A 21298-nucleotide genomic window follows, 5' to 3' on the forward strand; every position below is an offset into this window, starting at 1 on the left:
TCGTCTATGACGAGGGGTGTTTTTTTTGTTGGCTAAGCGTTTAAGGAGGAAAATATGAGTTATCAACGACCAAAAGGAACGGCAGATATTCTGCCGGGCCAAAGTGAGCTGTGGCAGCGTGTCGAAACGATCGCCAAAACCGTGATGGAAAATTACCGTTACCGCGAGATCCGCACGCCGCTGTTTGAAAGCTACGACGTGTTCGCCCGTTCCAGTGGTGAAACCTCTGATGTCGTGTCCAAGGAAATGTACACTTTTGAAGACAAGGGCGGCCGGCAAATGGCGCTGCGGCCAGAAGGCACTGCCGGCGTTGTCCGCGCCTATGTGGAAAACAAGCTGTATGGGCTGATCACCAAAAGCCGTACAAGGTCTACTACATGGGCCCAATGTACCGTTACGAGCGGCCGCAAAGTGGGCGGCAGCGCGAGTTCCATCAAATCGGGGTGGAGGCGTTTGGCGTTGATAGTCCGGCCCTTGACGCCGAGGTGATCGCTTTGGCGAAGGACCTGCTAGAAGCGCTGGGGGCCAAGCAGCTCAAGTTCGCCATCAACACGCTGGGCGATCCCGAGTCGCGCGCGGCCTATCATCAGGCACTGGTCGCCTTCCTGACTCCGTTCAAGGATCAGCTGTCAGAGGATTCCAAGATTCGGCTGGAAAAGAACCCGCTGCGCATCCTCGACAGCAAGGACAAGGGCGATCAGGCATCGTGGCAGACGCGCCGAAGATCCTGGATTACCTGACGCCGGCGGCCACCGCTCACTTCGAGGCCGTGCAAGGCTTTTTGAAAGACTTGGGGATCGATTTTGAAATCGACGCCGATATGGTGCGCGGGCTGGATTACTATAACCACACCATTTTTGAGGTTATGAGCAACGACGCGGTATTCGGTGGCGGCTACACGACCGTGCTCGCCGGCGGCCGCTACAACGGCCTGGTCGAGGAACTGGGCGGCCCGGAGACTCCAGGCGTCGGCTTTGCCATGGGCGTTGAGCGCGCGATGCTACTCCTGTCAGGCCAGAAAGTTCAGGAAAGCCTGCCGGTTTACATCGTTGCCATCGATTCGGCTGCGCAAGGGCCGGCCCTGCGGCTGGCGCACGCGCTGCGGCTGCAAGGCGTTGAGGTCGACATGGACTTCCAAGGCCGCAAACCCAAGGCGCAGTTCAAGTCGGCAAACAAGGACAACGCGCAGCTGGTCATGACGTTAGGGGAAAGTGAGCTTCAGGCCGGCACGATTCAGGTCAAAAATATGCAAAGCGGTGTGCAAAAAGAATTTAAGCAGGCCGAGGTCGAAGCAGACCTCAGCAAGCTCGCCGCACAATTGGAGGCAGATCATGAGTAAACGCACAATGTATGCCGGGGACGTCACCAAGGCGAACCTGGGCGAAACCGTCACCCTTAAGGGCTGGGTGCAAAAAACGCCGCAGCCTGGGCAACCTGATTTTTATCGATTTGCGCGACCGCGCAGGCATCGTTCAGTTGGTGTTCTCACAAGAATTCAGTGAAGACGCACTGGCCGTGGCCAATGAGGCCCGTTCCGAGTACGTGCTTGAAGTCACTGGCAAAGTGGCCGCGCGCAAACCGGAAGCCATTAACAAGGACATGAAAACCGGCGAGATCGAAGTTGAGATTGCCAAGGCGATTGTTCTGAACAAGGCTAAGACCCCACCGTTTGACATTGCCGATGGGGTCAACGCGACCGAGGAAACCAAGCTGAAGTATCGCTACCTCGACCTGCGCCGGCCGGAGATGCAAGAAGCCATCATCACCCGCAGCAAGGTGATGTCAGCCGTGCACCACTACTTCGATGAAAACGGGTTTCTCGACATTGAGACCCCGACACTGACGGCTTCCACGCCTGAAGGGGCCCGCGACTACTTGGTGCCATCCCGGGTTTACCCAGGCAGCTTTTACGCGCTGCCGCAGTCCCCGCAGCTGTTCAAGCAGCTGCTGATGGGGGCGGGCTTTGACCGCTACTACCAGATTGCCCGCTGCTACCGCGACGAGGACCTGCGCGGCGACCGCCAGCCCGAGTTTACCCAGATCGACATGGAAACCAGCTTCTTGAACCAGCAGGAGATCCAGGACCTGACCGAGGGCCTGATCGCCCGAGTGATGAAGGAAGTGAAGGGCGTGGACGTTAAGCGCCCGTTTCCGCGGATCCAGTGGCAGGACGCATGGACCTTTACGGTTCCGACCGGCCGGACCTGCGCTTCGACATGAAGATTCAGGACGTTTCTGACCTGGTCAAGGACTCCGACTTCAAAGTTTTCAGCGGCGCCGTGGCCAATGGTGGTCAAGTCCGGGCAATCGTTTTGCCAGGGGGCGCAGCCAAGTACTCGCGCAAGAAAATCGACGAGCAGCAGGACTACATTAAGCGCTTTGGGGCGAAGGGTCTGGCCTGGCTTAAGGTCACCGATGACGGCATTTCCGGCCCGATCAGCAAGTTCTTCGGGGACGGCCAAGCGTTGACCCAGCCGCTGGGCGCCAAAGCCGGCGACCTCGTTCTGTTTGTTGCCGATGAAGCCAGTGTGGTGGCAGCCAGTCTCGGTTACCTGCGCACGCACTTCGGCCATGACCTGGGTCTGGTCGACGAATCCCAGTACAATTTCTGCTGGGTCGTCAACTGGCCGCTGTTTGAATTCGATGAAGGCATTCAGCGCTGGGTCCCAGCGCACCACCCGTTCACCATGCCGAACGAGGAAGACGTGCACCTGCTGGACACCGATCCGCACAGCGCCCACGCGCAGTCTTACGACATCATTATGAACGGGGACGAACTGGGCGGCGGCTCGATTCGTATCCACAGCCGCGAGATCCAAGAGAAAATGCTCAAGGCGCTGGCTTTACGCCGGAACGCGCCCAGAAGTCGTTCGGCTTCCTGCTTGACGCGCTGACTTACGGCTTCCCGCCGCATGGTGGGCTGGCCATTGGGCTCGACCGTTTCGTGATGCTGTTGCTGAACCGCGACAACATCCGCGACGTGATCGCCTTCCCGAAGAACTCGAAGGCCTCCGAACCGATGACGAACGCCCCGACCCCGGTTGCCGATGTGCAGCTTGAGGATCTCGGCATTCAGGTGCGCGCAAACGTTGATCCGAACGCGGCGCACCAAGCGACGAGAATTTAACTGAATAATGAGCACTGAGTCGTCGCCTGATCGCGGCGACTTTTTTTGCAGACGAAAAAGTTAGAACATCTGCAACTAGATTGCTGGCAATCTATCGGCAAAACTCGTATACTGAGCGCGAGGTGATAAGCATGGAAAAAGACTTAAATGAACTGCGCAAGAAGCTGACGCCGGAGCAGTTCGACGTGACGCAGAAGGCGGGGACAGAGCGGCCGTTCAGCAGTGCGTACGACGACTTTTACGAGCCCGGGATATACGTCGACGTGGTGTCGGGCGAGCCGCTGTTTTCCTCACAGGACAAGTACGACGCCGGGTGCGGCTGGCCGTCCTTCACCAAGCCACTCGCCAAGCTGACGGAAAAGCGGGACAGTCGCTTTTTCATGGAACGCGTGGAAGTGCGCAGCAGGATGCCGATTCGCACTTAGGCCATGTCTTCAATGACGGCCCGCAGGACAAGGGTGGGCTGCGCTACTGCATCAACGGGGCGGCACTGCGCTTTGTGCCACTAGCCGACCTTGATGCCCAGGGTTACGGGCAGTACAAGCAAATGTTTGAGGAGGGAAAGTAAATGGCAGAAGAAACGGCAATTTTTGCCGGTGGGTGTTTCTGGTGCATGGTCCAGCCGTTTGATACTCAGCCTGGGATCAACGCGGTGATTTCCGGTTACACTGGCGGCCATGTCGCCAATCCCACTTACGAGCAGGTCGCCAGTCACACGACGGGCCACACGGAGGCCGTGGAGATCAAGTTTGATCCGGCCGTGATTTCCTACGCCCAGCTGGTTGAAATCTACTGGCAGCAAACCGATCCGACTGACGCGATGGGCCAGTTCCAGGACCGCGGCGATTCCTATCGCCCGGTGATCTTCTACAACTCACCAGAGCAAAAGGCGATTGCCGAAGCGTCAAAGGCCAAGCTGGCGGCCAGCGGCAAGTTTAAGGACCCCATTGTGACCAGCATCGAGCCGGCCAAGCCGTTTTACCCGGCCGAGGACTACCATCAGGACTTCTACAAGAAGAATCCGCTGCGCTTTGAGATGGAAGAGCGCGGCGGCCGTGAGCAGTTTAAATCCAAGCACTGGCAGCACTAAAATGACCGACTCTAGGCAATTTCTGGAGTCGGTTAATTTTTTCTGAAAGCCGTTAGGGCGCGAAGCAGTGCGGTTTGCTGTGGTATACTGGCAATACCAAGCTTTCAGAAAGGGATCGTTATGCAGGAAATTGACCGATTGATCCGCCGTCATCAAAATTGGAGCCGGCTGACCGCCGCGTTTTTCTATAGTATTTGCGTGGCGCTGGCGTTAAACATGTTCTGGGAACCAGGGGGCGTGTTTGCCAGTGGCGTCACCGGGGCCGCCCAGCTGCTGGCCACCGTCGTCCGCAAGTGGTTCAATGTCTCCTTTGGCACCCCGTTTGGCCCGATGGCGACCACTGACCTGTTTTCCACTGGGACGCTGCTGTTCCTGCTGAACGTGCCGCTGTTTGTGGTGGCGTGGAAGCAGATCGGCCACCGCTTCACTTTCTTTACGTTTCTGGCAGTTATTTTCTCGACCATCATGATCCGGCTGCTGGGCGTTGTGAAGCCCTTGACCTCTGATCCAATCGTGTGCGCGATTTTCGGGGCCGTGATCAACGGCCTCGGCACGGGCTTCGCGCTGCGCAATAACATCTCCACCGGGGGCCTCGACATTGTCGGGATCGTCTGGCGGAAAAAGACTGGGGCCACAATTGGCTCGGTCAACATCGCCATCAACATCGTGATCATCTTCTTGGCGGGGTTTGTCAACGACTGGCCGCATGCGTTGTATTCCGCCTTGGCAATTTTCATTAACGGTCGCGTGATGGACGCGATGTACACGAGGCAGCAGCGCCTGCAGGTTATGATCGTCACCGACCAGCAAAAGGCGGTGGTCAACGAGATCCAAAACACCCTGCGGCGGGGAATCACTATCGTGCACGATGCGGAAGGCGCGTTTCATCACGAGGAGAAAACGATCCTGTTCACGATCATCACGCGGGCGGAGATTTACGACCTCGAGGACGCGATGCGGCGAAGCGACCCGTATGCTTTTGTCTCGATCACCCAATCGGTGAAAATCATGGGGCACTTTTACGAACCGAAAACTGACTAAACTGGGGCCGCGGTGACGCGGCCTTTTGAGGAGGAAAAACGATGCTGATCGGAGCCAATGTGTCGATGAAGGGTAAAGGGATGTTCGTGGGTGCGGTGGCGGAGGCTGCCAGCTACGGTGCCACCACACTGCAATTTTACACCGGCGCGCCGCAGAATACGCGGCGCAAGGACGTGTCGCAAATGCGCATTCCGGAGGGCCTTGCTGACATGAAAAGTGCGGGACTGTCCCATTTGGTCATTCACGCGCCGTACATTGTCAATTTGGGTAACACCATCAAGCCGGAAAATTATCCGTTCGCGGTTCAGTTCATGAAGGAAGAGGTTGCCCGCGCCGACGCACTGCACGCCTACGCGATGCCGTTTCACCCAGGGGCTCATGTCGGCGCTGGCGCAGGCGCCGCCATTGCGCAGATTGCCAAGGGCCTTAACCAAATCATTTCACCAGACCAACACGTGCTGATTGCCTTGGAAACTATGGCGGGCAAGGGCACGGAGGTCGGGCGCACCTTTGAGCAGCTCGCGGCGATCATCGATCGAGTCGAGCAGCCGGACAAAATTGCGGTCACCATGGATACCTGCCATATGAGTGATGCCGGCTACGCCGTCAAGAACGATTTTGATGGCGTGCTGAATGAATTTGATCACGTGATCGGCCTGAACAAGCTGGCGGTCATCCACGTCAACGATTCTAAAAACCCCCAGGGGGCGCACAAGGACCGCCATCAGAACATTGGGTTTGGCACTTTAGGGTTTGACTGCTTGAATGCCATTGTCCACCATCCGCAGCTCACGGCCATTCCCAAGATCCTCGAAACCCCATACGTCGGCCCGGACAAGGCGCACATGGTCCCACCATACGGCATTGAGATCAGCTGGCTGAAAAGTCAGCAGTTCCTGCCCGAACAGCTGGTGGCGCTGGGGGCAACGCCGCTTGCTGATTAGTCAAACGCAGGCGTGCAAATTAAAGCGGCCGCTCGTTTGAGAAGACGGGCGGCCGCTGCCGGTTGATTTACTGTTTGGTGGGATCGTCGACCTCGTCAAGGCCCATGTGCTCGAGGATCAGCATCGCGGTTTCCTCGATGGAGCGGTGGGCGGTGTTGATGACCATGCAGCCGATTTTTTTTGTACAGGTCATCGGCGTACTGAAGCTCCTCGTTCACCTGATCGCGTGCAGAGTAGGCAGTGTCCGGATCCAGTCCGTAGGCGATCATGCGCTGGCGCCGAAACTCCATCAGTACCGAAGCATCAGTGGTCAGACCGACAATTTTCTTCGGATCGACCTTCCAGATTTCTTCGGGAATGTGCGCGTTCGGGACTAGCGGCAGATTAGCGACTTTCAGGTTGCGGTTGGCCAAGAATAGGGACAGCGGCGTTTTGCTGGTTCGCGAGACGCCGAGCAGCACAATGTCGGCCTCTAGGAAACCTTTCGGGTCCTTGCCGTCGTCGTACATGACCGCAAATTCCATGGCGGAGATGCGATCGAAGTACTTTTCGTCTAGGTTGTGCACAGCACCGGCCACGCCGCTTGGCTGATCGCCGGTTTCAGTGACCACGGCCTTCAGGATCGGCGTCATCACGTCAATGAAGGGCAGGGCGATCTGCTTGGCATACGTGCGCCCGGCCTGCGCGAGCCCCGGCGTGACCAGCGTGGCGATTACGACGGCGCGCGAATCGGCCTTGGCAGCATCTAGCGTTTCCAGCAGCTTCTTTTGCTCGTGAACGAAAGGAAACCGCAGATAGTGCGCACTTTGACCGCTAAATTGGGCCGCGACCGCTTGGGCCAGTTTTAAGCCAGTTTCCCCGATTGAATCCGAAATAATGTAATAATTCGTCTCTTCACCCATAATGCTCCCATCCTTCACTTGGTTGATACCGTTATCATAGCATAATCGGGGTGCGCGCACGCGCCGGCGTCTAATCATGATTTTTTTTGCCAAATATCTTGCAGAATTCGCGATTGCCGTATTGACGCGTTTTTTTGATGTCCGCTATAATAGTTGAGAACTAGTGATGCAACAATCAATGGTTACGTAAGTGTCGGAGGGAGGGATATCATATGGCAAAGACAGTCGTTAAGAAAAACGAATCTCTCGATGATGCTCTTCGGCGCTTCAAGCGCACCGTATCCAAGTCAGGTACATTAGCCGAATACCGCAAGCGGGAATTCTACGAAAAGCCAAGCGTTAAGCGGAAGTTAAAGTCCGAAGCTGCACGCAAGCGCAAGAAGTTCTAACGATTTACGGACGCGCGCCGATTGGTGCGCGTTTTTTTGTTGCAAGTGAAGAAAGGGAGTTCACCATGGCAGTATTGGATCAATTGAACGAACAGATGAAAACGGCAATGAAGGCGAAGGACAAGGCCACACTGAGCACCGTCCGGATGCTGAAGGCCGCCTTGCAAAACAAACAAATCGAAGCCGGTCATGACTTGACCGATGCTGAGGAACAGGCGGTCCTGTCGACCGAGCTGAAACAGCGCAAGGAAAGCATGGCCGAGTTTGAAAAAGCCGGCCGTGAGGACTTGGTGACGCCGCTGAAGGCGGAGATCAAGATTGTTGAATCATATCTGCCGGCCCAGCTGGACGAGGCGCAAGTGACTAAGTTGGTCGATGAGACCATCAAGGAAACGGGTGCGACCGGCAAGGCTGATTTTGGCAAGGTGATGAAGACCCTGATGCCGAAGGTCAAAGGCCAGGCTGACGGTGCACTGGTCAACAAACTGGTCAAGGCCAAGCTCCAATAAGCCACGCATGTGTTTCATGCCGCGTCACGTCGCTGTGACGCGGCTTTTTTTTATGGTAAAATGAAGGAAACTCAATGAGGAGGCGGCTTCTTGGCAGAAGAATCCGTAGAAAAGTCCCTGTCTCTGGCCAGCACTGATCAGCCATTGCGCTTGCTGGCATTAATGATGAGAATTTTACCCTGATCGAAGAGGCACTCGATGTGCTGATCGCCCCGTTTGGCGATACGCTTAAAATCAGTGGCACGCCCAAGGCGACCAGCTTGGCTTACCAGCTGATCCAGCAGCTGCTGACGCTGCTGAGCCGCGGCATTGCCATTGCGCCGCAGGACGTCGTGTCAGGCATCAACATGGCCCAGCGCGGCACCCTGGAGTACTTTGCCGACATGTACTCGGAAACGCTGATTCGCGATGCCAAGGGCGCACCGATCCGCGTCAAGAACTTCGGCCAGCGCCAGTACGTGCAGTCCATCAAGCACAACGACATCACCTTCGGCATCGGTCCAGCCGGGACTGGTAAGACTTATTTAGCGGTCGTCATGGCCGTCGCCGCGCTGAAAGCCGGCGAGGTCGAAAAGCTGATTTTGACCCGGCCAGCGGTCGAAGCGGGTGAAAACCTTGGCTTCCTGCCTGGCGATTTAAAGGAAAAAGTCGATCCGTACCTGCGGCCGATTTACGATGCCTTGTACGCCGTGCTGGGGACAGAACACACGAACCGGCTGATGGACCGCGGCGTGATCGAGATCGCGCCGCTGGCTTACATGCGCGGCCGAACGCTTGATAACGCCTTTGCCATTTTGGATGAGGCGCAAAACACGACGCAGGCGCAAATGAAAATGTTCCTGACCCGGCTGGGCTTCTCGTCCAAAATGATCGTCAATGGCGACATCACTCAAATCGACCTGCCGAATCACCAAAGCAGCGGCTGATCCAGGCGCAGCATATCTTGAAGGAGATTGATCACATCGGGTTTGCCAGTTTTTCGGCCAGTGACGTCGTGCGGCACCCGGTCGTGGCGAAAATTATTGAGGCGTACGCGCAAGCTGACCAACCACAGTAGTCAGGAGGGCCCATGCAAAACTCAGTCAAGTGGCGCAAAAGTGCAGTGCTCGTTGTGATCCTTTTTACGGCGGTGCTGATCGCCGCGGTGGCGTGGATCACGTTGCCCAATCCCGTGGCGGTGAAAGTCAACACGCCGGCGGCAGAGACCATCATCGCCACCCAAACGGTTCAGGATCAGCCGGCCACCGCACAGGCACGCAAGGCTGCGGCCAATGCCGTCACCCCGGTTTACAGCTATGACGCGTCCATCAGTTCGAAACAGCAGGACCAGCTGGTTCGGCTGCAAAAGGCCCTGACGACCACAGAGAATCAGGAGACTTCAGCGGCGCAGAAGAAGTACCAGGCCGCGTCGGCCAAGGACGCCAACGCCGTGTACGTCAAGCCCACGCCGGCGAAAATGACGACCGCTTTCCGCAGTGCCTACGCCAAGGGTGACTACCCGTACTTCTATCAATTTAGCGACAGCTTCTACAAGTCCGCCTTTGCCGTGACGGCCAAGGACCGCGACGCCGTGTTTGCCACGGTAGCGCCCGCGGTCGAGAGGCAGTTGCAGGAGCGCCTGACCAATTCTAATTTGGCGGCAGCGAAAAAAACGGCCACCGCGGAGCTGTCGACGAGTGATCTGACCACTGCCCAGCGGCGGCTGGGCACGACCCTGATCGCGCAAACCATCATCCCCAATCAGCTCATCAACGAGACCAAGACCCAAGCCAAGCAGGCCCAAGCCCGCCTTCAGGTCGACCCAGTTGAGATCGTGCAGGGTCAGGTGATTGTGCAGCAAGGGCAAATCGTGGACAACACGGTGATCCATCAGTTAGGGGTCCTGGGGCTGACGAAACGGCGTGCGCCTTGGGCGTTGTTTGGCCTGCTGGTGCTCGTCGTGGTGCAGGCGATTGCGCTGCTGGCGCTGCTGAGGCAGTATCCGGCGGCCAGCCAGCGCAAAAATGCGCTGCTATACAGCGGCCTGATGGGACTTGCAGTGCTCGTGATGCTGGGCCTGCGGTTTCTGGCCAAAACCGGCGGCGGCAACTTGGCGATGCTGCTTCCTGCGGCGTTTGTGCCGCTGCTCCTGCGGACCTTTATCGGCCGTCGGTTCGCGCTGCTCGCGGCGCTCATGCAGACGTTCTTGGCGTTTTTTTTGTTTTCTACTCGACGACCGGGACGCTGTTCACCGCCGCAACGGCCATCAGCTATCTGACCTCCGGGGTGCTGGCCGTGATGGTCCAGCGTAAGCGGCTGAACGACGAGGCCAAACTGGTGGCCTTCTGGGTCCTCGGCATCAACCTGTTTTTGACTTTGAGCACACTGCTACTGCAAGGCGCCCGGTTCACCGCGCTGACCACCTGGCAGTCACTGGGGTTTGTGGTGGTCGGCCAGGTGCTGGGCTATGTCCTGGCGCTGGGCGCCACGCCGTACCTCGAGATGATCTGGCAGGACGATTCGGTGTTCAAGCTCAACAAGCTGAGTGACCCGAATGATCCGCTGCTGCGGGAGCTGATGGAAAAAGCCCCAGGGACTTATCACCACAGCATGATGGTTGCCAGCCTCGCGTCCAACGCAGTGGCGGCAATCGGTGGGCGCACGATGCTCACCCGCGTGGCCTGTTACTACCACGACGTCGGCAAGCTGAAGAAGCCGCTATACTTTACCGAGAACCAGCCGGCCGGGTTCGACTCGCCGCACAATCATTTGACGGCTTCGGAATCGGTGCAAATCATTTTCGCTCATGTCACAGACGGGGTGGCGATGCTCAAGGCGCGGCACATGCCGCAATTCATCATTGACATCTGTCAGCAGCACCACGGCACTACCTTGATGAAGTATTTTTACCACGAGGCCAAAGAAGCCGACCCGAGCACTAAAGAAAGCGATTACCGGTATGACGGGCCGAAGCCGCAGACCATTGAGGCCGCGGTCGTCAACATCGCAGACACCTGCGAGGCGGCGGTGCGCTCGATGAAACACCCGACGCAGGCCTCGATTCAGACATTTGTTCACAATATTACCAACGAACGGCTGCTGGATGGCCAGTTTGACGAGGCGCCGATTACCGTCGAGCAGCTGCGACAAGTGGAAGCGTCCCTGGTCGGCGGTTTGACCAGCACGTTCTACACTAGGATTGAATACCCCAAAGACGATGCACCAGCTAAAGGAGAAGCATAATGGATCTGGAATTTTATGATGACGACCACCGCTTGGATGACGCACACACAAAACTGGCCAAGGAACTGGTCGAGTTTGCCGGCAAGGAATTGAACAAGGCCGAAGACACCGAAATGTCGATCACAATTGTGTCCGATGAGGAAATTCACCGCATCAATAAAAAGTATCGGGATACGGATCGCGTCACTGACGTCATTTCCTTTGCAATCGAGGACGGCGATGATGAACAGCTGATCGGGTTTCCTGACATGCCGGAAAACATCGGTGATCTCTTCATCGACCCCGATCAGGTGGCGCGCCAGGCGAAGGATTACGGCCACTCGTTCGAGCGTGAGTTAGGCTACACGGTCGTGCACGGCTTTTTGCACCTGAACGGCTACGATCACATTAAACCGGAAGACGAAGCGGTCATGATCCCGCTGCAGGAAAAGATCCTAGATGCCTATGGCCTCCCCAGATAAGCAAATTAGCAAAAATCACCACTTCGGCCAGTCGCTGAAGCACGCCATGGCCGGCTTATTTGGCGTTTACTTGCGAGAGGGCAACTTCCGGCGGGAAAGTCTGATGGCGCTCTTCGTGTTCTTCTGTGCCTGGTGGTTCAAGGTGGGCCGGTTTCAGTGGTTTATCCTGCTGCTGGCCGTGATGTTGGTGTTTTTGATGGAGCTGTGGAACACCATCATTGAAAATGTGGTCGACCTGGTCGTCGGGCAGCACTTCGACGTGCGAGCCAAACGCATCAAGGACATGAGTGCCGGGGCGGTGCTGGTGGCCAGCGCGATTGCGGTGGTGTGCGGCCTTTATGTGTTCTTCCCGCCGCTGTGGCAGCTGGTGACGAAATGGATTTAGGAGGACGAAAGCGATGAACGAATTGATCGAGGCGGCAAAGCAGGCGCGCGAGAAGGCGTACGTGCCGTATTCTCACTTCAAAGTTGGCGCGGCCGTGCGCGCCGGTGACGTGATTTTCACCGGTTGCAACATCGAAAATGCCAGTTACGGGTTAGCGATGTGTGCCGAGCGGACGGCCATTTTCAAGGCGGTGTCGGCGGGCCACTTACGCTTGGACGCGATTGCGATCATCGGTGACACGACCGGGCCCATTTCGCCGTGCGGGGCGTGTCGGCAAGTGATGGCTGAGTTTTTTGCCCCGGAGCGCCGGTGACTTTGACTAACCTGACCGGCGCGCAGACTGACACCACCGTGGCGGCACTGCTGCCAGGGGCGTTTACTAAAGGAGATATGCAGAAATGACTCATCATTCAGGTTTTGTTGCCATTATTGGTCGGCCCAACGTCGGCAAATCCACGTTCATGAACCGCATCCTTGGCGAAAAAAATCGCCATTATGTCGCCCAAGGCACAGACCACCCGCAACAAAATCAACGGGATCTACACCACGGATGACGTGCAGATCGTGTTTGTCGACACACCGGGGATCCACAAGCCGAAGAACCAGCTTGATGACTACATGGACACGGCGCACTGTCGACGCTCAACCAGGTCGATGCCGTTTTGTTCATGGTGGCTGCCGACGAGAAAATGGGGCCCGGGGATCAGTACATCATCAACCAGCTCAAGCCGGTGAAGACGCCTGTCTACCTTGTGATCAACAAAATCGACCTGGTTCACCCCGATGATTTGCTGCCGCGCATCAAGCAGTACCAAACCGCGCGTGACTTCACCGGCGTCTTTCCGATTTCCGCGACAATGGGCAATAATGTGGATGAACTGCTGGCAGAGCTGACTAAGGCGCTGCCTGAAGGGCCGCAGTACTACCCGGCAGACCAGCTGAGCGACCACCCCGAGTACTTTGTGGTCGGCGAGCTGATCCGCGAGAAGATCCTCGAGTTGACGCGCGACGAGGTGCCGCACTCCGTCGCCGTTGAAGTTGAGCGCATGAAGGACCGTATCAACGGCAAGCTGCAGATCGAGGCCTACATCATCGTGGAGCGCGATTCGCAAAAAGGCATCATCATTGGTCGCGGCGGCGCCATGCTGAAGCAGATCGGCATTCGCTCACGGCGTGACATCGAGGCGCTGCTGGGTGAGTCGGTCAACTTGAAGCTGTGGGTCCGCGTGCAGAAGAACTGGCGGGACAACAACCAGTACCTGCGCAGCCTTGGCTACAACATCAAGGATCTGCACTGATGGCTCGCCGCGATGTGACCTTCGCCGGCCTGGTGCTGTCGCGGCAGAGTTACCGCGAGTCGGACATGCTGGTCAAATTCGCGACGGATCAGTTCGGCAAGCGGATGTTTTTGCTGCACCGCGCCAGAAAACCCGGTTTTCCATTGGCGGCCGGGATTCTCCCCTTCACGCAGGGCGAGTATGTTGGCACAATCAACGAAAAGGGGCTGTCGTACCTCAGCGCCGTCAAGCAAGCCACGCAGTTTCAGCGGATCGCCGCAGACATTTCACTCAATGCCTATGCGACTTACGTTCTCGGCTTGATCGACCTGGCGTTTCCCGATGGTGAGGCGCTGGGCGGGTGGTATGATTTTGCCACCACGAGTCTGAACCTGATTGATGCCGGGTTTGACCCGGCGATCGTGGCGAACATCGCCGAGGTCCAGCTGCTGGGGGCCTTCGGTGTGGCCCCAAATTGGCGGGCCTGTGTCCTAGACGGGCGAACGGACCTGCCGCTTGACTTCTCCGAAAAATACGGGGGCTTGCTGTGTCAGGACCACTGGGCGCTTGATGACTACCGGTTCCACGTGCAGCCCAAGGCGCTATACCTGCTTCGGCGGTTCTCCGCGATCAATTTACACCAGCTGCACTCGATCACCGTCAGCCCCGCGACCAAACGGGAGCTGCGCCGGGTGCTGGATCGGATCTATCAGGATATGGTCGGGACGGTGCCAAAAGCCAAACGGTTCTTAGATCAGATGCAGAATTGGCAAGATAAATTGCCGCCCCTTAAGCCTTCGGACTCAGCTGAGTAAGCTGGGCCTTTTTTACGCGTGCGACCAGTCGCAAATTATATTATGATTGAACAAGCGTTTACTTGAGTTGGAAAGTGGGTTTGGCAGTTGAAGACACTCAGCATTATTGTTCCTTGTTACAACGCCGCCGATTATATGGATCGCTGCGTGGATTCACTGCTGCCCGGCGGGGCGGCGGTGGAAATTATTTTGGTTGACGACGGGTCGACCGACGCCACGCCTCGTGTCATTGACGATTACGCCCGCCGCTATCCGCGCCAGGTCGTTGCCTTGCACCAGGCAAACGCCGGCCATGGTGGGGCCATCAATGCCGGCCTGAAAGTGGCGACTGGCAGGTATCTCAAGGTGGTGGACTCGGATGACTGGCTGGACGAAGGCGCCTTTCACCAAGTGCTTGCCAAGTTGACCAGCTTTGACGTCCCGGTCGACCTGTTCATCAGCAATTACATCTACGATAAAGTGGGCGTTCGCCATAAAAAGGTGACGCGCTACCGCCATGGCCTGCCGCAGCAGCGCGTTTTCGGCTGGCCGCAAGTACGCTTACCCGTCGGTCAGTACCTGCTGATGCACGCGCTGATCTACCGGACGGCGGTGCTGCGCGACTTGCCGCTGCACCTGCCCACGCACACGTTTTATGTGGACAACTTGTTTGCGCTGGAACCGCTGCCGAGCACGCGGCGGTTGTACTACCTGGATGTTGATTTATATCACTACTACATTGGCCGGCCGGACCAATCCGTTCATGAGTCCGTGATGATCAAGCGCATCGATCAGCAACTGGCGGTCAATCGGCGCATGATCAAGGTGCTTGCTGGTGAGCGTCACCTCGATCCGCACTTATACCGGTACATGGCACGCTACACGGAAATCGTGACTGGTATCTCCTCGATTCTGTTGCTGCGGCAGGGGACTCGGGAAGCTCGGGAGAAAAAGGGCAACCTGTGGCGGTACATGCGGATGACGGCACCACGATTCTACCGCCAGGCGCGCACCAGCGTGGTCGGAATCGGCGTGAACCTGCCCGGCTGGCTGGGCCGGCACACGAGCGTTGATTTTTACCGCCTGTTGCAGCAGATTTACCACTTCAACTGATGGCAGCGGAGATCAAACTGGTTGCCAGCGACCTGGATCACACCCTGCTGACTCCAACCGGGGAGCTGACTGCCGGGACCGCGGCGTTGATTGATCGACTGGCGGCATTGAACATTATTTTTGTCCCGGTCAGTGGCCGTGATCTGCCAACACTTTCGGCGATGTTTCCGCAGGCCAAGTGGCTGATTGCGCACAACGGCGCCATCACCGCCAGCCACCGCCGAATCGTGCAGGCGCGCCTGCTTCCTGCAGCCGTGGTGCATGCGGTGATCACGACCGCTGAGCAACTAGGCGCAATTCCAGTACTGTGCCGGCTGAACGGGACGGAGCTGCTGGAAGGTCATGCGGACCAGACCCGCCAGTTGCGCCGATTTTTCACGCGGGTGACCGAGGTGTCAGCCTTCAGGCAGGTCGGGGATGTGGCAAAGATCACCCTGCTGGTCGCGCCAGCGCGGCTTTTGCAGGTTCAGGCGACGGTGAAGACCCGATTCGGGTCTCGCCTGCAAGTGACTGCCGGCGAGGCCGATGCGCTGGGCATCACTGCGGCCGGTGTCAACAAAGGCCAAGCACTTACAGAACTGGCGCAGGCCCTGAATGTCCCACTGGCGAATGTACTGGCGTTCGGCGATGCGCAAAACGACGCGGCCATGCTGCAGGCCGCCGGGGTGGGGATGCGCATGGCCGATGGGGATGCTGCACTTGCTGCGGTGACGAGCTTGGTCGCACCGCCCAATCGGTTAGGTGGCGTTGATCAAGTGCTGAAACGACTCATCGCAGGTCGAGGCACGTCAACTTGGAAAGGAATTTGAACATGACTTCAGTAAAGTTAATCGCAAGTGATTTGGACCGGACGCTGCTGCTTGCAGATAGCAGCTTGCCAGCAGGCATTTTTGACCGCATCTCGCGCTGCACAAAGCCGGGATCGAGTTTGTCGCCGCCAGCGGGCGCGGCGTATACACACTTGAGGACTTGTTTGCGCCAGTTCACGACCAAATGAGCTTTTTGGCGGAAAACGGCGGGGTGCTCAAGCACGCCGGGCAAGTGGTCGGGGCCACTTACCTACGCCCGCGCAGGTGGCAGACATCGTGAATTTTGTCCGGACCCAGCCCAATGTGATTGCGCTTGGCAACGGGCTGGACGCGACATACCTCGACCAAAGCGAGCGGCAGTACCAGCCGGAACTCAGCCATTTCATCACGCGGTTTAGAATTGCCCCGGATTTGGCCAGGCTTGACGCACCGCTAGCGAAGTTGTCACTGTATTTTCCTAAAGGCGGGGCCTATGACGCGATAAAGCCGGTTTACGTCCCGCGATTTGGGGCTGAGCTTGCGCTGACAGTCGGCGGCCCGACCTTTATCGATGTCATGCCCAAAACCACGAACAAGGGTAATGGTCTGAAGCAACTGGGCGCAGTCCTGCACATTGCACCCGAGTCGATGATGGCGCTGGGCGATACCAACAATGACATTGAGATGATGCAGACGGTAGGGTATCCAGTCCTCGTTGATAACGCCACGCCGAACATGTGGCAGTACGGCAAGTATCACACGAAAACAAACGAAGAGCGCGGGGTCCTTGAGGCCATCGACCGTGTCCTGGCGGGGCGTTTACCCGATAAAATCGCACAATAAAAACCGTTCCTTGTGAGAGACACTAATCACAAAGAACGGTTTTTTTACGCCAGCGCCTTGAGCGTGGTCGGGGCCAGCAGTTCCTGCGCGTAGGTTTCGGCGGTTTCAAGCGTCACCTTGTGCCCGGCAAGAAAAATCCATTCGAGGATCAACAATACGGTGGCGCTGTAATGTTGAGCGACCAGCTCGACAGGTGTTTTCAAGTGCTTGGGCTGGTCGCTTGCGGCCATCAGATCAGAAAAGACGCCGGTGAAATAGTTGGTAAAATTGAATACCAACGGCGAGTCCAGCGGGTTGTGGGCGACGACCTTGACCAGCAACTCGCGGTGGGCGTCAAAGACGTTGTAAATTTGAGCAAAGGCCTGCAGGAACGTCTCGGAGCTCCTGGCCTCTGAGAGCGAGTCAAGTTTCACTTCCTGGCGCAGTCGATACCAACAATAGGTCAGCAGGTCGTATTTGTCGTCAAAGTAATTGTAGAAAGTGGCACGTGGGTAATCGGCCTGCTGGCAAAGCTCGTTGACACTGATCTTGTCGAAGGGTTTTTCACCCAGCAAATTAAACATGGTTTCCGAAAACGCATACAGCGTGCGCTTCGCACCACGCGTGAGTTTCCGGCTCGGATCGTACTTCATTTTCATTAACTCCTCGGGGACTTTTCTGGACATTTTTCATAAACTGTCCAGATAGAGACATTTGCCCAATCATTGTCTCTTGTATGACTTTCGCCTGTACTTTATCATAGCCTTGAATGTTTGACAAGTGTCTAATCGTATACAGGTGAGTGAGGGGTTTACATGAAGAAATTTTTTGAACGTCACGGCATGGCTGCTGTCACGTGGCTCATTGTCGTCATTTTGGCCGTTGTGTTTATGCCCGACGTGAACGCGTTGGTCCGGGACAACGGGGCAGTTAAGCTGCCCAGCGACGTCCAGAGTCAAGTCGCGACGCGCATTCAAAAGAAAGCCAACGGCAAGCCCGTGCGGACGTACACGGCGGTGTTCTCCAATGGAAAACAGGCGCTGACCAAGGCGCAAACCAAGCGCATTGATCGCACGCTGCACAGCCTAAAAAGTGAATCCGGGCTGCGTGTCAAAGATGTCATGCGTCCAAACGACAACGCGGAAACGCGCAAGCAGCTGATTGCCAAAGACCACACGACGCAGCTGGCCCAGATCACCGTGAAGGACGGTCCGCTAGTCAAGACGCAGGTGGCGAAGCTTCGCGCTCAGCTCAAGGTAGGTGGGGTCAAAACCTACGTCACAGGGCCGATGCCTTGAACGATGACTTTACCAACGTCACCGAAAAGGGCATTCAGAAGACGGAAATCATCGCCATCATTTTCATTTTCATTGTTCTGATCATTGTGTTCCGCTCACCGATCGTGCCGGTGCTGTCCTTGGTCAACGTCGGGGTCGCGTTTATCACCAGCCTGAGCGTGGTCATGAATCTGGCGAAATACGTGAACTTCCCGATTTCCAACTTCACCCAGGTTTTCATGGTCATTGTGCTTTTCGGGATCGGGACGGACTACAACATTTTGCTCTACGATTACTTCAAAGGGCAGCTGGCTAAGGGCAAGTCGGCGCTTGAAGCCACGCGAGAAACGCGCAGGCACGGCGGCCGGACCGTCCTGTACTCCGGCGTGTCCGTGCTGATCGGGTTTTCGGTGCTGTGGCTTGCGAAGTTCTCCTTCTATCAAAGTGCTTCCGCCGTCGCTATTGGCGTGCTGGTCCTGCTGCCGGTGCTGCTGACACTCAACATGTTCTTTATGGCGACCTTAGGGGCCAAGATGTTCTGGCCGAGCAAGATCACCGGCGCTGAGAGCTCAAGCAAACTGTGTATGGGTTGTCCCGGGCTTCCATGAGTAAGCCTGCACTGTGGCTTGCTGCGGTCGCCGTCCTAGCGGTGCCTTTCACTGCCGCCATGATGAACGCCAAAGAAAGCTTCAATAACGCTGAAGAAGTGCCAAGCACCTATCAATCCAAGCAGGGCTACTTGGTGATCGAGGACCATTTCTCGAAGGGGATGACAGAGCCGGCGACGGTTTACATTCAAAGCAAGACGCCGCTGGATACGCCTAGCAAGTTAGCGGCAGTCGATGAACTGACGCAGTACCTGCAAAAAGAGCCCGGCGTTAAAACCGTGGCCTCAGTCACCGAGCCTGGTGGCAGCAAGCTGAATCAGATGTACCTGCGCTCGCAGCTGAATACGATCACGAAAGGCCTGAAAACCTCTGAAAAGGGGCTGGCCGCGATCAAGTCCGGCCTGAACGGCGCCAACACCCAGATGAAGGCGGCCAACGTGAGCGGCAGTATGAGCCAGGTGCAAACACTAGCTGATGGCACCAATCAGCTGCAAAGCAAGATGCAGGAAATGCAGTCGGGACTGGCCACTTACACGGCTGGCGTCGCCGCTGCAAACTCGGGGGCGCAAAGCTCAGCAGTGGTGTGAGTGCCGTGAACAATGGGACCCAGAAACTAAATTCCAGCGCCAGCCAGCTGGCTAGTGGCGCCGATCAGTTGACCCAAGGCGCGCAGGCTTTGAAGAGCGGCACGGATCAAGTCAGTGCCAATACCGCAAAGCTGAGTGACTACGCGAGTCAAGTCAGCGGTGGCACCGATCAGCTCAATCGCAGCATTCAGACGCTGCAGGCAAGCCAGACCGCAATGGCGCCGGAAATGGCCAAACTGCAAAGTCAGCTGGCCAGTTACCAAGCCACGGCCCGGCTGCTCGTCAGTTACCTGAACAGTCAGCCTGGGCTCGGACCGGTTTATGCCAAGGGCGCGCAAAGTGCCGTGACCGGGCTGACCACTGGCTTAGGCCAAATCACTAGCGGCGCGCAGGCGTTGCAAACCGGCATGGGCGCCGCAGGGGAAAATATCCCGAAGCTCAATGCTGGCGCCGCCCAGCTGGCTGGCGGGGCTGCCCAGTTGAGCGCTGGCACAAAGACGCTTGACCAAGGTACTGCCCGTCTGGCCGCCAACTTAAGCGCGCTGGACTTGGGCACGCACCAGGCGGTCTCAGCCATCGGGACGCTGGCCGCAGGGACTAGTCAAGCCGCGACTGGCGCGAACAGCTTGGCTAGCGGTACGGCAAAACTAGCGGCCAATAGCGGGACATTAAACAGCGGCGCCGGGGCGTTGACGAGTGGTTCTCAGCAAGTCAATGCCGGCGTCCAGGAACTGAACACTAAGCTCCAGCAAATGAGCGGGCAGCTGACTAAGCTCGAAGACGGGCTTGGTTCTGCCACTGATGGGTTGACGGCGCTGGAAAAAGGTTCAAATTCAATGGACCAGTACCTCACCGAGCTGCAAGGGTCCTACATGGGCAATCAGTTCTACCTGCCCAAGGCAACGATTCATTCCAAAGCCTTCAAGCCGGCGCTGGATGCGTACATGTTCGACAACAACAAGATCACCACAATGACCATTGTGCTCAAGGGCGATCCAAACTCGGATCAAACGGATAAGCAGTTCGGGGTCCTGCAGCGGGATCTGGCTGCAAAGGTCAAGCACAGCAGCCTGGCCGGCACCACGGTGGCCATTGGCGGGCAAACGGCTCAAAACCATGACCTGCGTAGTTTAGCTAATGGGGATTTTCTGCGTACCGCCTCGATCATGGTGATTGGGATCTTCATCGCGTTGATTTTTGTCACTGAATCCGTACTGCAACCAATCACGATTCTCGGGACGCTCGTCACCGCCTACGTGACCTCGATGGGCATCACCCGGCTGCTCTCCAATGTTGTTTTGGGGCGGCCGCTGCTGAGCTGGAACACCCCGTTCTTCACGTTCATCATGCTGATGGCGCTTGGGGTGGACTACAGCATTTTCCTGATGGTCCGCTTTCGCGACGGCCGCAGTGAGCCCGACATTCGCATTCGGATGCTTAAGGCCGCCACGACAATCGGTGCGGTCGTGCTGTCCGCGGCTATTATCCTGGGTGGGACCTTTGCGGCGCTGATGCCAAGCGGTGTCACCACGCTGATCCAGGTCGCACTTGGCGTGATCATCGGCCTGATCCTGCTGGTCATTCTCTTGCCAATCACGCTCTCGGCGCTGGTCAGCTTGAATGAATGGCACATTGAGCGCGAGCACAAAGCGCCTGATCAAGACGAAAATTAGCCACGCTAAAACCCGCAGCATTCACTGCTGCGGGTTTTGTGGTATTCTGACTGCGGAGGTGCACGCATGAAGAAAATGGCGATTTATTGTGGGGCCTATTCCGGGCAACCCGTGTACGAGCAAGCGGCGCGAGACTTGGGGGCGTGGCTGGTCGCAAACCAATTTGAGCTGGTCTACGGCGGTGGCGGCGTTGGCCTGATGCGAACACTGGCGGAATCAGTATTGGCTGCCGGCGGTGTTGTTCATGGGGTGATGCCGGCGAATCTCTACGCGCGAGGGGCCGGTCTGG

22 protein-coding genes and 7 pseudogenes are annotated in these 21298 nt (G+C 57.1%); 27 read left to right on the forward strand and 2 right to left on the reverse strand.

All coding sequences use genetic code 11. The features are described from left to right. Positions 1-54: 54 nt before the first annotated feature. The 8 genes and pseudogenes from hisS to JCM13995_RS00720 all read left to right on the forward strand — a co-directional run bounded on the left by hisS (position 55) and on the right by JCM13995_RS00720 (position 6202). Positions 55-1339, forward strand: a pseudogene (gene hisS, locus JCM13995_RS00695) (histidine--tRNA ligase). Continuing rightward, positions 1332-1502: a hypothetical protein gene (locus tag JCM13995_RS17400; RefSeq protein WP_369385573.1), complete on the forward strand. Its 171-nt coding sequence runs from the start codon at positions 1332-1334 to the stop codon at positions 1500-1502. The pseudogene hisS and the gene JCM13995_RS17400 overlap by 8 nt, the downstream one beginning before the upstream one ends. After that, positions 1450-2941 (forward strand): annotated as a pseudogene (gene aspS, locus JCM13995_RS00700) (aspartate--tRNA ligase); the annotation flags it as partial. The gene JCM13995_RS17400 and the pseudogene aspS, both read left to right, overlap by 53 nt. A gap of 6 nt (positions 2942-2947) precedes the next feature. Then, a complete protein-coding gene (locus JCM13995_RS17405) occupies positions 2948-3127 on the forward strand; it encodes a hypothetical protein (RefSeq protein ID WP_369385574.1) in 180 nt (59 codons plus the stop codon). A 131-nt stretch (positions 3128-3258) separates the two neighbouring features. Continuing rightward, positions 3259-3695: pseudogene (gene msrB / locus JCM13995_RS00705) on the forward strand (peptide-methionine (R)-S-oxide reductase MsrB). Continuing rightward, positions 3696-4217 (forward strand): peptide-methionine (S)-S-oxide reductase MsrA, encoded by a 522-nt coding sequence (msrA, locus tag JCM13995_RS00710; RefSeq protein WP_054661469.1) that lies wholly within the window; start codon positions 3696-3698, stop codon positions 4215-4217. A gap of 120 nt (positions 4218-4337) precedes the next feature. Continuing rightward, positions 4338-5258, forward strand: a complete 921-nt coding sequence (locus JCM13995_RS00715; protein ID WP_054661472.1) for a YitT family protein — start codon at positions 4338-4340, stop codon at positions 5256-5258. Between the two features lie 41 nt (positions 5259-5299). After that, the gene (locus tag JCM13995_RS00720) at positions 5300-6202 is read left to right on the forward strand and encodes a deoxyribonuclease IV (RefSeq protein WP_054661475.1); all 903 of its coding nucleotides are present in this window, start codon (positions 5300-5302) and stop codon (positions 6200-6202) included. Between the two features lie 67 nt (positions 6203-6269). Here JCM13995_RS00720 and JCM13995_RS00725 read toward each other — a convergent pair. After that, a pseudogene (locus tag JCM13995_RS00725) lies at positions 6270-7104 on the reverse strand (pyruvate, water dikinase regulatory protein). Positions 7105-7316: 212 nt separating this feature from the next. Between JCM13995_RS00725 and rpsU the strand changes: the two are divergent. The 14 genes and pseudogenes from rpsU (at position 7317) to JCM13995_RS00790 (ending at position 16885) form a co-directional block, all read left to right on the forward strand. Then, positions 7317-7493 carry a 30S ribosomal protein S21 gene (gene rpsU, locus JCM13995_RS00730; protein WP_054661478.1) on the forward strand — a complete coding sequence of 59 codons (177 nt, stop codon included), beginning with the start codon at positions 7317-7319 and terminating at the stop codon, positions 7491-7493. A gap of 65 nt (positions 7494-7558) precedes the next feature. After that, positions 7559-8002 carry a GatB/YqeY domain-containing protein gene (locus tag JCM13995_RS00735; RefSeq protein WP_054661481.1) on the forward strand — a complete coding sequence of 148 codons (444 nt, stop codon included), beginning with the start codon at positions 7559-7561 and terminating at the stop codon, positions 8000-8002. A 383-nt stretch (positions 8003-8385) separates the two neighbouring features. Then, positions 8386-9059: pseudogene (locus JCM13995_RS00740) on the forward strand (PhoH family protein). 12 nt (positions 9060-9071) lie between these two features. Beyond that, positions 9072-10259: a hypothetical protein gene (locus tag JCM13995_RS00745; protein WP_054661484.1), complete on the forward strand. Its 1188-nt coding sequence runs from the start codon at positions 9072-9074 to the stop codon at positions 10257-10259. A 20-nt stretch (positions 10260-10279) separates the two neighbouring features. Then, positions 10280-11224 carry an HDIG domain-containing metalloprotein gene (locus JCM13995_RS15225; RefSeq protein ID WP_054661487.1) on the forward strand — a complete coding sequence of 315 codons (945 nt, stop codon included), beginning with the start codon at positions 10280-10282 and terminating at the stop codon, positions 11222-11224. Further along, complete coding sequence (gene ybeY / locus JCM13995_RS00755; RefSeq protein ID WP_054661490.1) at positions 11224-11685, forward strand: rRNA maturation RNase YbeY; 462 nt, start codon at positions 11224-11226, stop codon at positions 11683-11685. Before JCM13995_RS15225 ends, ybeY begins: the two co-directional genes overlap by 1 nt. Next, a complete protein-coding gene (locus JCM13995_RS00760) occupies positions 11663-12070 on the forward strand; it encodes a diacylglycerol kinase family protein (protein ID WP_225350611.1) in 408 nt (135 codons plus the stop codon). The genes ybeY and JCM13995_RS00760 overlap by 23 nt, the downstream gene beginning before the upstream one ends. 13 nt (positions 12071-12083) lie before the next feature. Next, a pseudogene (locus JCM13995_RS00765) lies at positions 12084-12472 on the forward strand (cytidine deaminase). A 72-nt stretch (positions 12473-12544) separates the two neighbouring features. Further along, positions 12545-12805 carry a GTPase gene (locus JCM13995_RS17410; RefSeq protein WP_369385571.1) on the forward strand — a complete coding sequence of 87 codons (261 nt, stop codon included), beginning with the start codon at positions 12545-12547 and terminating at the stop codon, positions 12803-12805. Beyond that, on the forward strand, positions 12739-13368 hold the full coding sequence (gene era, locus JCM13995_RS00770; RefSeq protein ID WP_369385572.1) for a GTPase Era: 630 nt from the start codon (positions 12739-12741) through the stop codon (positions 13366-13368). Before JCM13995_RS17410 ends, era begins: the two co-directional genes overlap by 67 nt. After that, a complete protein-coding gene (gene recO, locus JCM13995_RS00775; protein WP_054661496.1) occupies positions 13368-14162 on the forward strand; it encodes a DNA repair protein RecO in 795 nt (264 codons plus the stop codon). Before era ends, recO begins: the two co-directional genes overlap by 1 nt. An 87-nt stretch (positions 14163-14249) precedes the next feature. After that, positions 14250-15254, forward strand: a complete 1005-nt coding sequence (locus JCM13995_RS00780; protein WP_054661499.1) for a glycosyltransferase family 2 protein — start codon at positions 14250-14252, stop codon at positions 15252-15254. Further along, positions 15254-16063 (forward strand): HAD-IIB family hydrolase, encoded by an 810-nt coding sequence (locus JCM13995_RS00785; RefSeq protein WP_054661502.1) that lies wholly within the window; start codon positions 15254-15256, stop codon positions 16061-16063. The genes JCM13995_RS00780 and JCM13995_RS00785 overlap by 1 nt, the downstream gene beginning before the upstream one ends. A gap of 112 nt (positions 16064-16175) precedes the next feature. Beyond that, a pseudogene (locus tag JCM13995_RS00790) lies at positions 16176-16885 on the forward strand (HAD hydrolase family protein). A 44-nt stretch (positions 16886-16929) separates the two neighbouring features. Here JCM13995_RS00790 and JCM13995_RS00795 read toward each other — a convergent pair. Beyond that, a complete protein-coding gene (locus JCM13995_RS00795) occupies positions 16930-17517 on the reverse strand; it encodes a TetR/AcrR family transcriptional regulator (RefSeq protein ID WP_054661508.1) in 588 nt (195 codons plus the stop codon). Between the two features lie 162 nt (positions 17518-17679). Between JCM13995_RS00795 and JCM13995_RS16545 the strand changes: the two genes are divergently transcribed. The 5 genes from JCM13995_RS16545 to JCM13995_RS00820 all read left to right on the forward strand — a co-directional run. Continuing rightward, positions 17680-18162 carry an MMPL family transporter gene (locus JCM13995_RS16545; RefSeq protein ID WP_054661511.1) on the forward strand — a complete coding sequence of 161 codons (483 nt, stop codon included), beginning with the start codon at positions 17680-17682 and terminating at the stop codon, positions 18160-18162. Further along, positions 18159-18749 (forward strand): MMPL family transporter, encoded by a 591-nt coding sequence (locus JCM13995_RS16550; RefSeq protein ID WP_054661514.1) that lies wholly within the window; start codon positions 18159-18161, stop codon positions 18747-18749. Before JCM13995_RS16545 ends, JCM13995_RS16550 begins: the two co-directional genes overlap by 4 nt. After that, a complete protein-coding gene (locus tag JCM13995_RS00810) occupies positions 18746-19336 on the forward strand; it encodes a hypothetical protein (protein WP_054661517.1) in 591 nt (196 codons plus the stop codon). Before JCM13995_RS16550 ends, JCM13995_RS00810 begins: the two co-directional genes overlap by 4 nt. A 5-nt stretch (positions 19337-19341) precedes the next feature. Beyond that, positions 19342-21009 (forward strand): MMPL family transporter, encoded by a 1668-nt coding sequence (locus JCM13995_RS00815; RefSeq protein WP_156314265.1) that lies wholly within the window; start codon positions 19342-19344, stop codon positions 21007-21009. A gap of 66 nt (positions 21010-21075) precedes the next feature. Continuing rightward, positions 21076-21298 (forward strand): SLOG cluster 4 domain-containing protein (locus JCM13995_RS00820; RefSeq protein WP_500778511.1); only part of this gene is annotated, 223 nt, incomplete at its 3' end.

The organism is Lacticaseibacillus camelliae DSM 22697 = JCM 13995 (assembly GCF_001311195.1).
In the GTDB taxonomy this organism is placed as follows: Bacteria; Bacillota; Bacilli; order Lactobacillales; family Lactobacillaceae; genus Lacticaseibacillus; species Lacticaseibacillus camelliae.

What these genes read in the sequence shown, in the direction of transcription:
- JCM13995_RS17400 (WP_369385573.1), top strand. Translation starts at nt 1,332, where the DNA reads ATGAGTAAACGCACAATGTATGCCGGGGACGTCACCAAGGCGAACCTG.
- JCM13995_RS17405 (WP_369385574.1), top strand. Translation starts at nt 2,948, where the DNA reads ATGCTGTTGCTGAACCGCGACAACATCCGCGACGTGATCGCCTTCCCG.
- msrA (WP_054661469.1), top strand. Translation starts at nt 3,696, where the DNA reads ATGGCAGAAGAAACGGCAATTTTTGCCGGTGGGTGTTTCTGGTGCATG.
- JCM13995_RS00715 (WP_054661472.1), top strand. Translation starts at nt 4,338, where the DNA reads ATGCAGGAAATTGACCGATTGATCCGCCGTCATCAAAATTGGAGCCGG.
- JCM13995_RS00720 (WP_054661475.1), top strand. Translation starts at nt 5,300, where the DNA reads ATGCTGATCGGAGCCAATGTGTCGATGAAGGGTAAAGGGATGTTCGTG.
- rpsU (WP_054661478.1), top strand. Translation starts at nt 7,317, where the DNA reads ATGGCAAAGACAGTCGTTAAGAAAAACGAATCTCTCGATGATGCTCTT.
- JCM13995_RS00735 (WP_054661481.1), top strand. Translation starts at nt 7,559, where the DNA reads ATGGCAGTATTGGATCAATTGAACGAACAGATGAAAACGGCAATGAAG.
- JCM13995_RS00745 (WP_054661484.1), top strand. Translation starts at nt 9,072, where the DNA reads ATGCAAAACTCAGTCAAGTGGCGCAAAAGTGCAGTGCTCGTTGTGATC.
- JCM13995_RS15225 (WP_054661487.1), top strand. Translation starts at nt 10,280, where the DNA reads ATGGTCCAGCGTAAGCGGCTGAACGACGAGGCCAAACTGGTGGCCTTC.
- ybeY (WP_054661490.1), top strand. Translation starts at nt 11,224, where the DNA reads ATGGATCTGGAATTTTATGATGACGACCACCGCTTGGATGACGCACAC.
- JCM13995_RS00760 (WP_225350611.1), top strand. Translation starts at nt 11,663, where the DNA reads ATGCCTATGGCCTCCCCAGATAAGCAAATTAGCAAAAATCACCACTTC.
- era (WP_369385572.1), top strand. Translation starts at nt 12,739, where the DNA reads ATGGTGGCTGCCGACGAGAAAATGGGGCCCGGGGATCAGTACATCATC.
- recO (WP_054661496.1), top strand. Translation starts at nt 13,368, where the DNA reads ATGGCTCGCCGCGATGTGACCTTCGCCGGCCTGGTGCTGTCGCGGCAG.
- JCM13995_RS00785 (WP_054661502.1), top strand. Translation starts at nt 15,254, where the DNA reads ATGGCAGCGGAGATCAAACTGGTTGCCAGCGACCTGGATCACACCCTG.
- JCM13995_RS00795 (WP_054661508.1), bottom strand. Translation starts at nt 17,517, where the DNA reads ATGAAGTACGATCCGAGCCGGAAACTCACGCGTGGTGCGAAGCGCACG.
- JCM13995_RS16545 (WP_054661511.1), top strand. Translation starts at nt 17,680, where the DNA reads ATGAAGAAATTTTTTGAACGTCACGGCATGGCTGCTGTCACGTGGCTC.
- JCM13995_RS00810 (WP_054661517.1), top strand. Translation starts at nt 18,746, where the DNA reads ATGAGTAAGCCTGCACTGTGGCTTGCTGCGGTCGCCGTCCTAGCGGTG.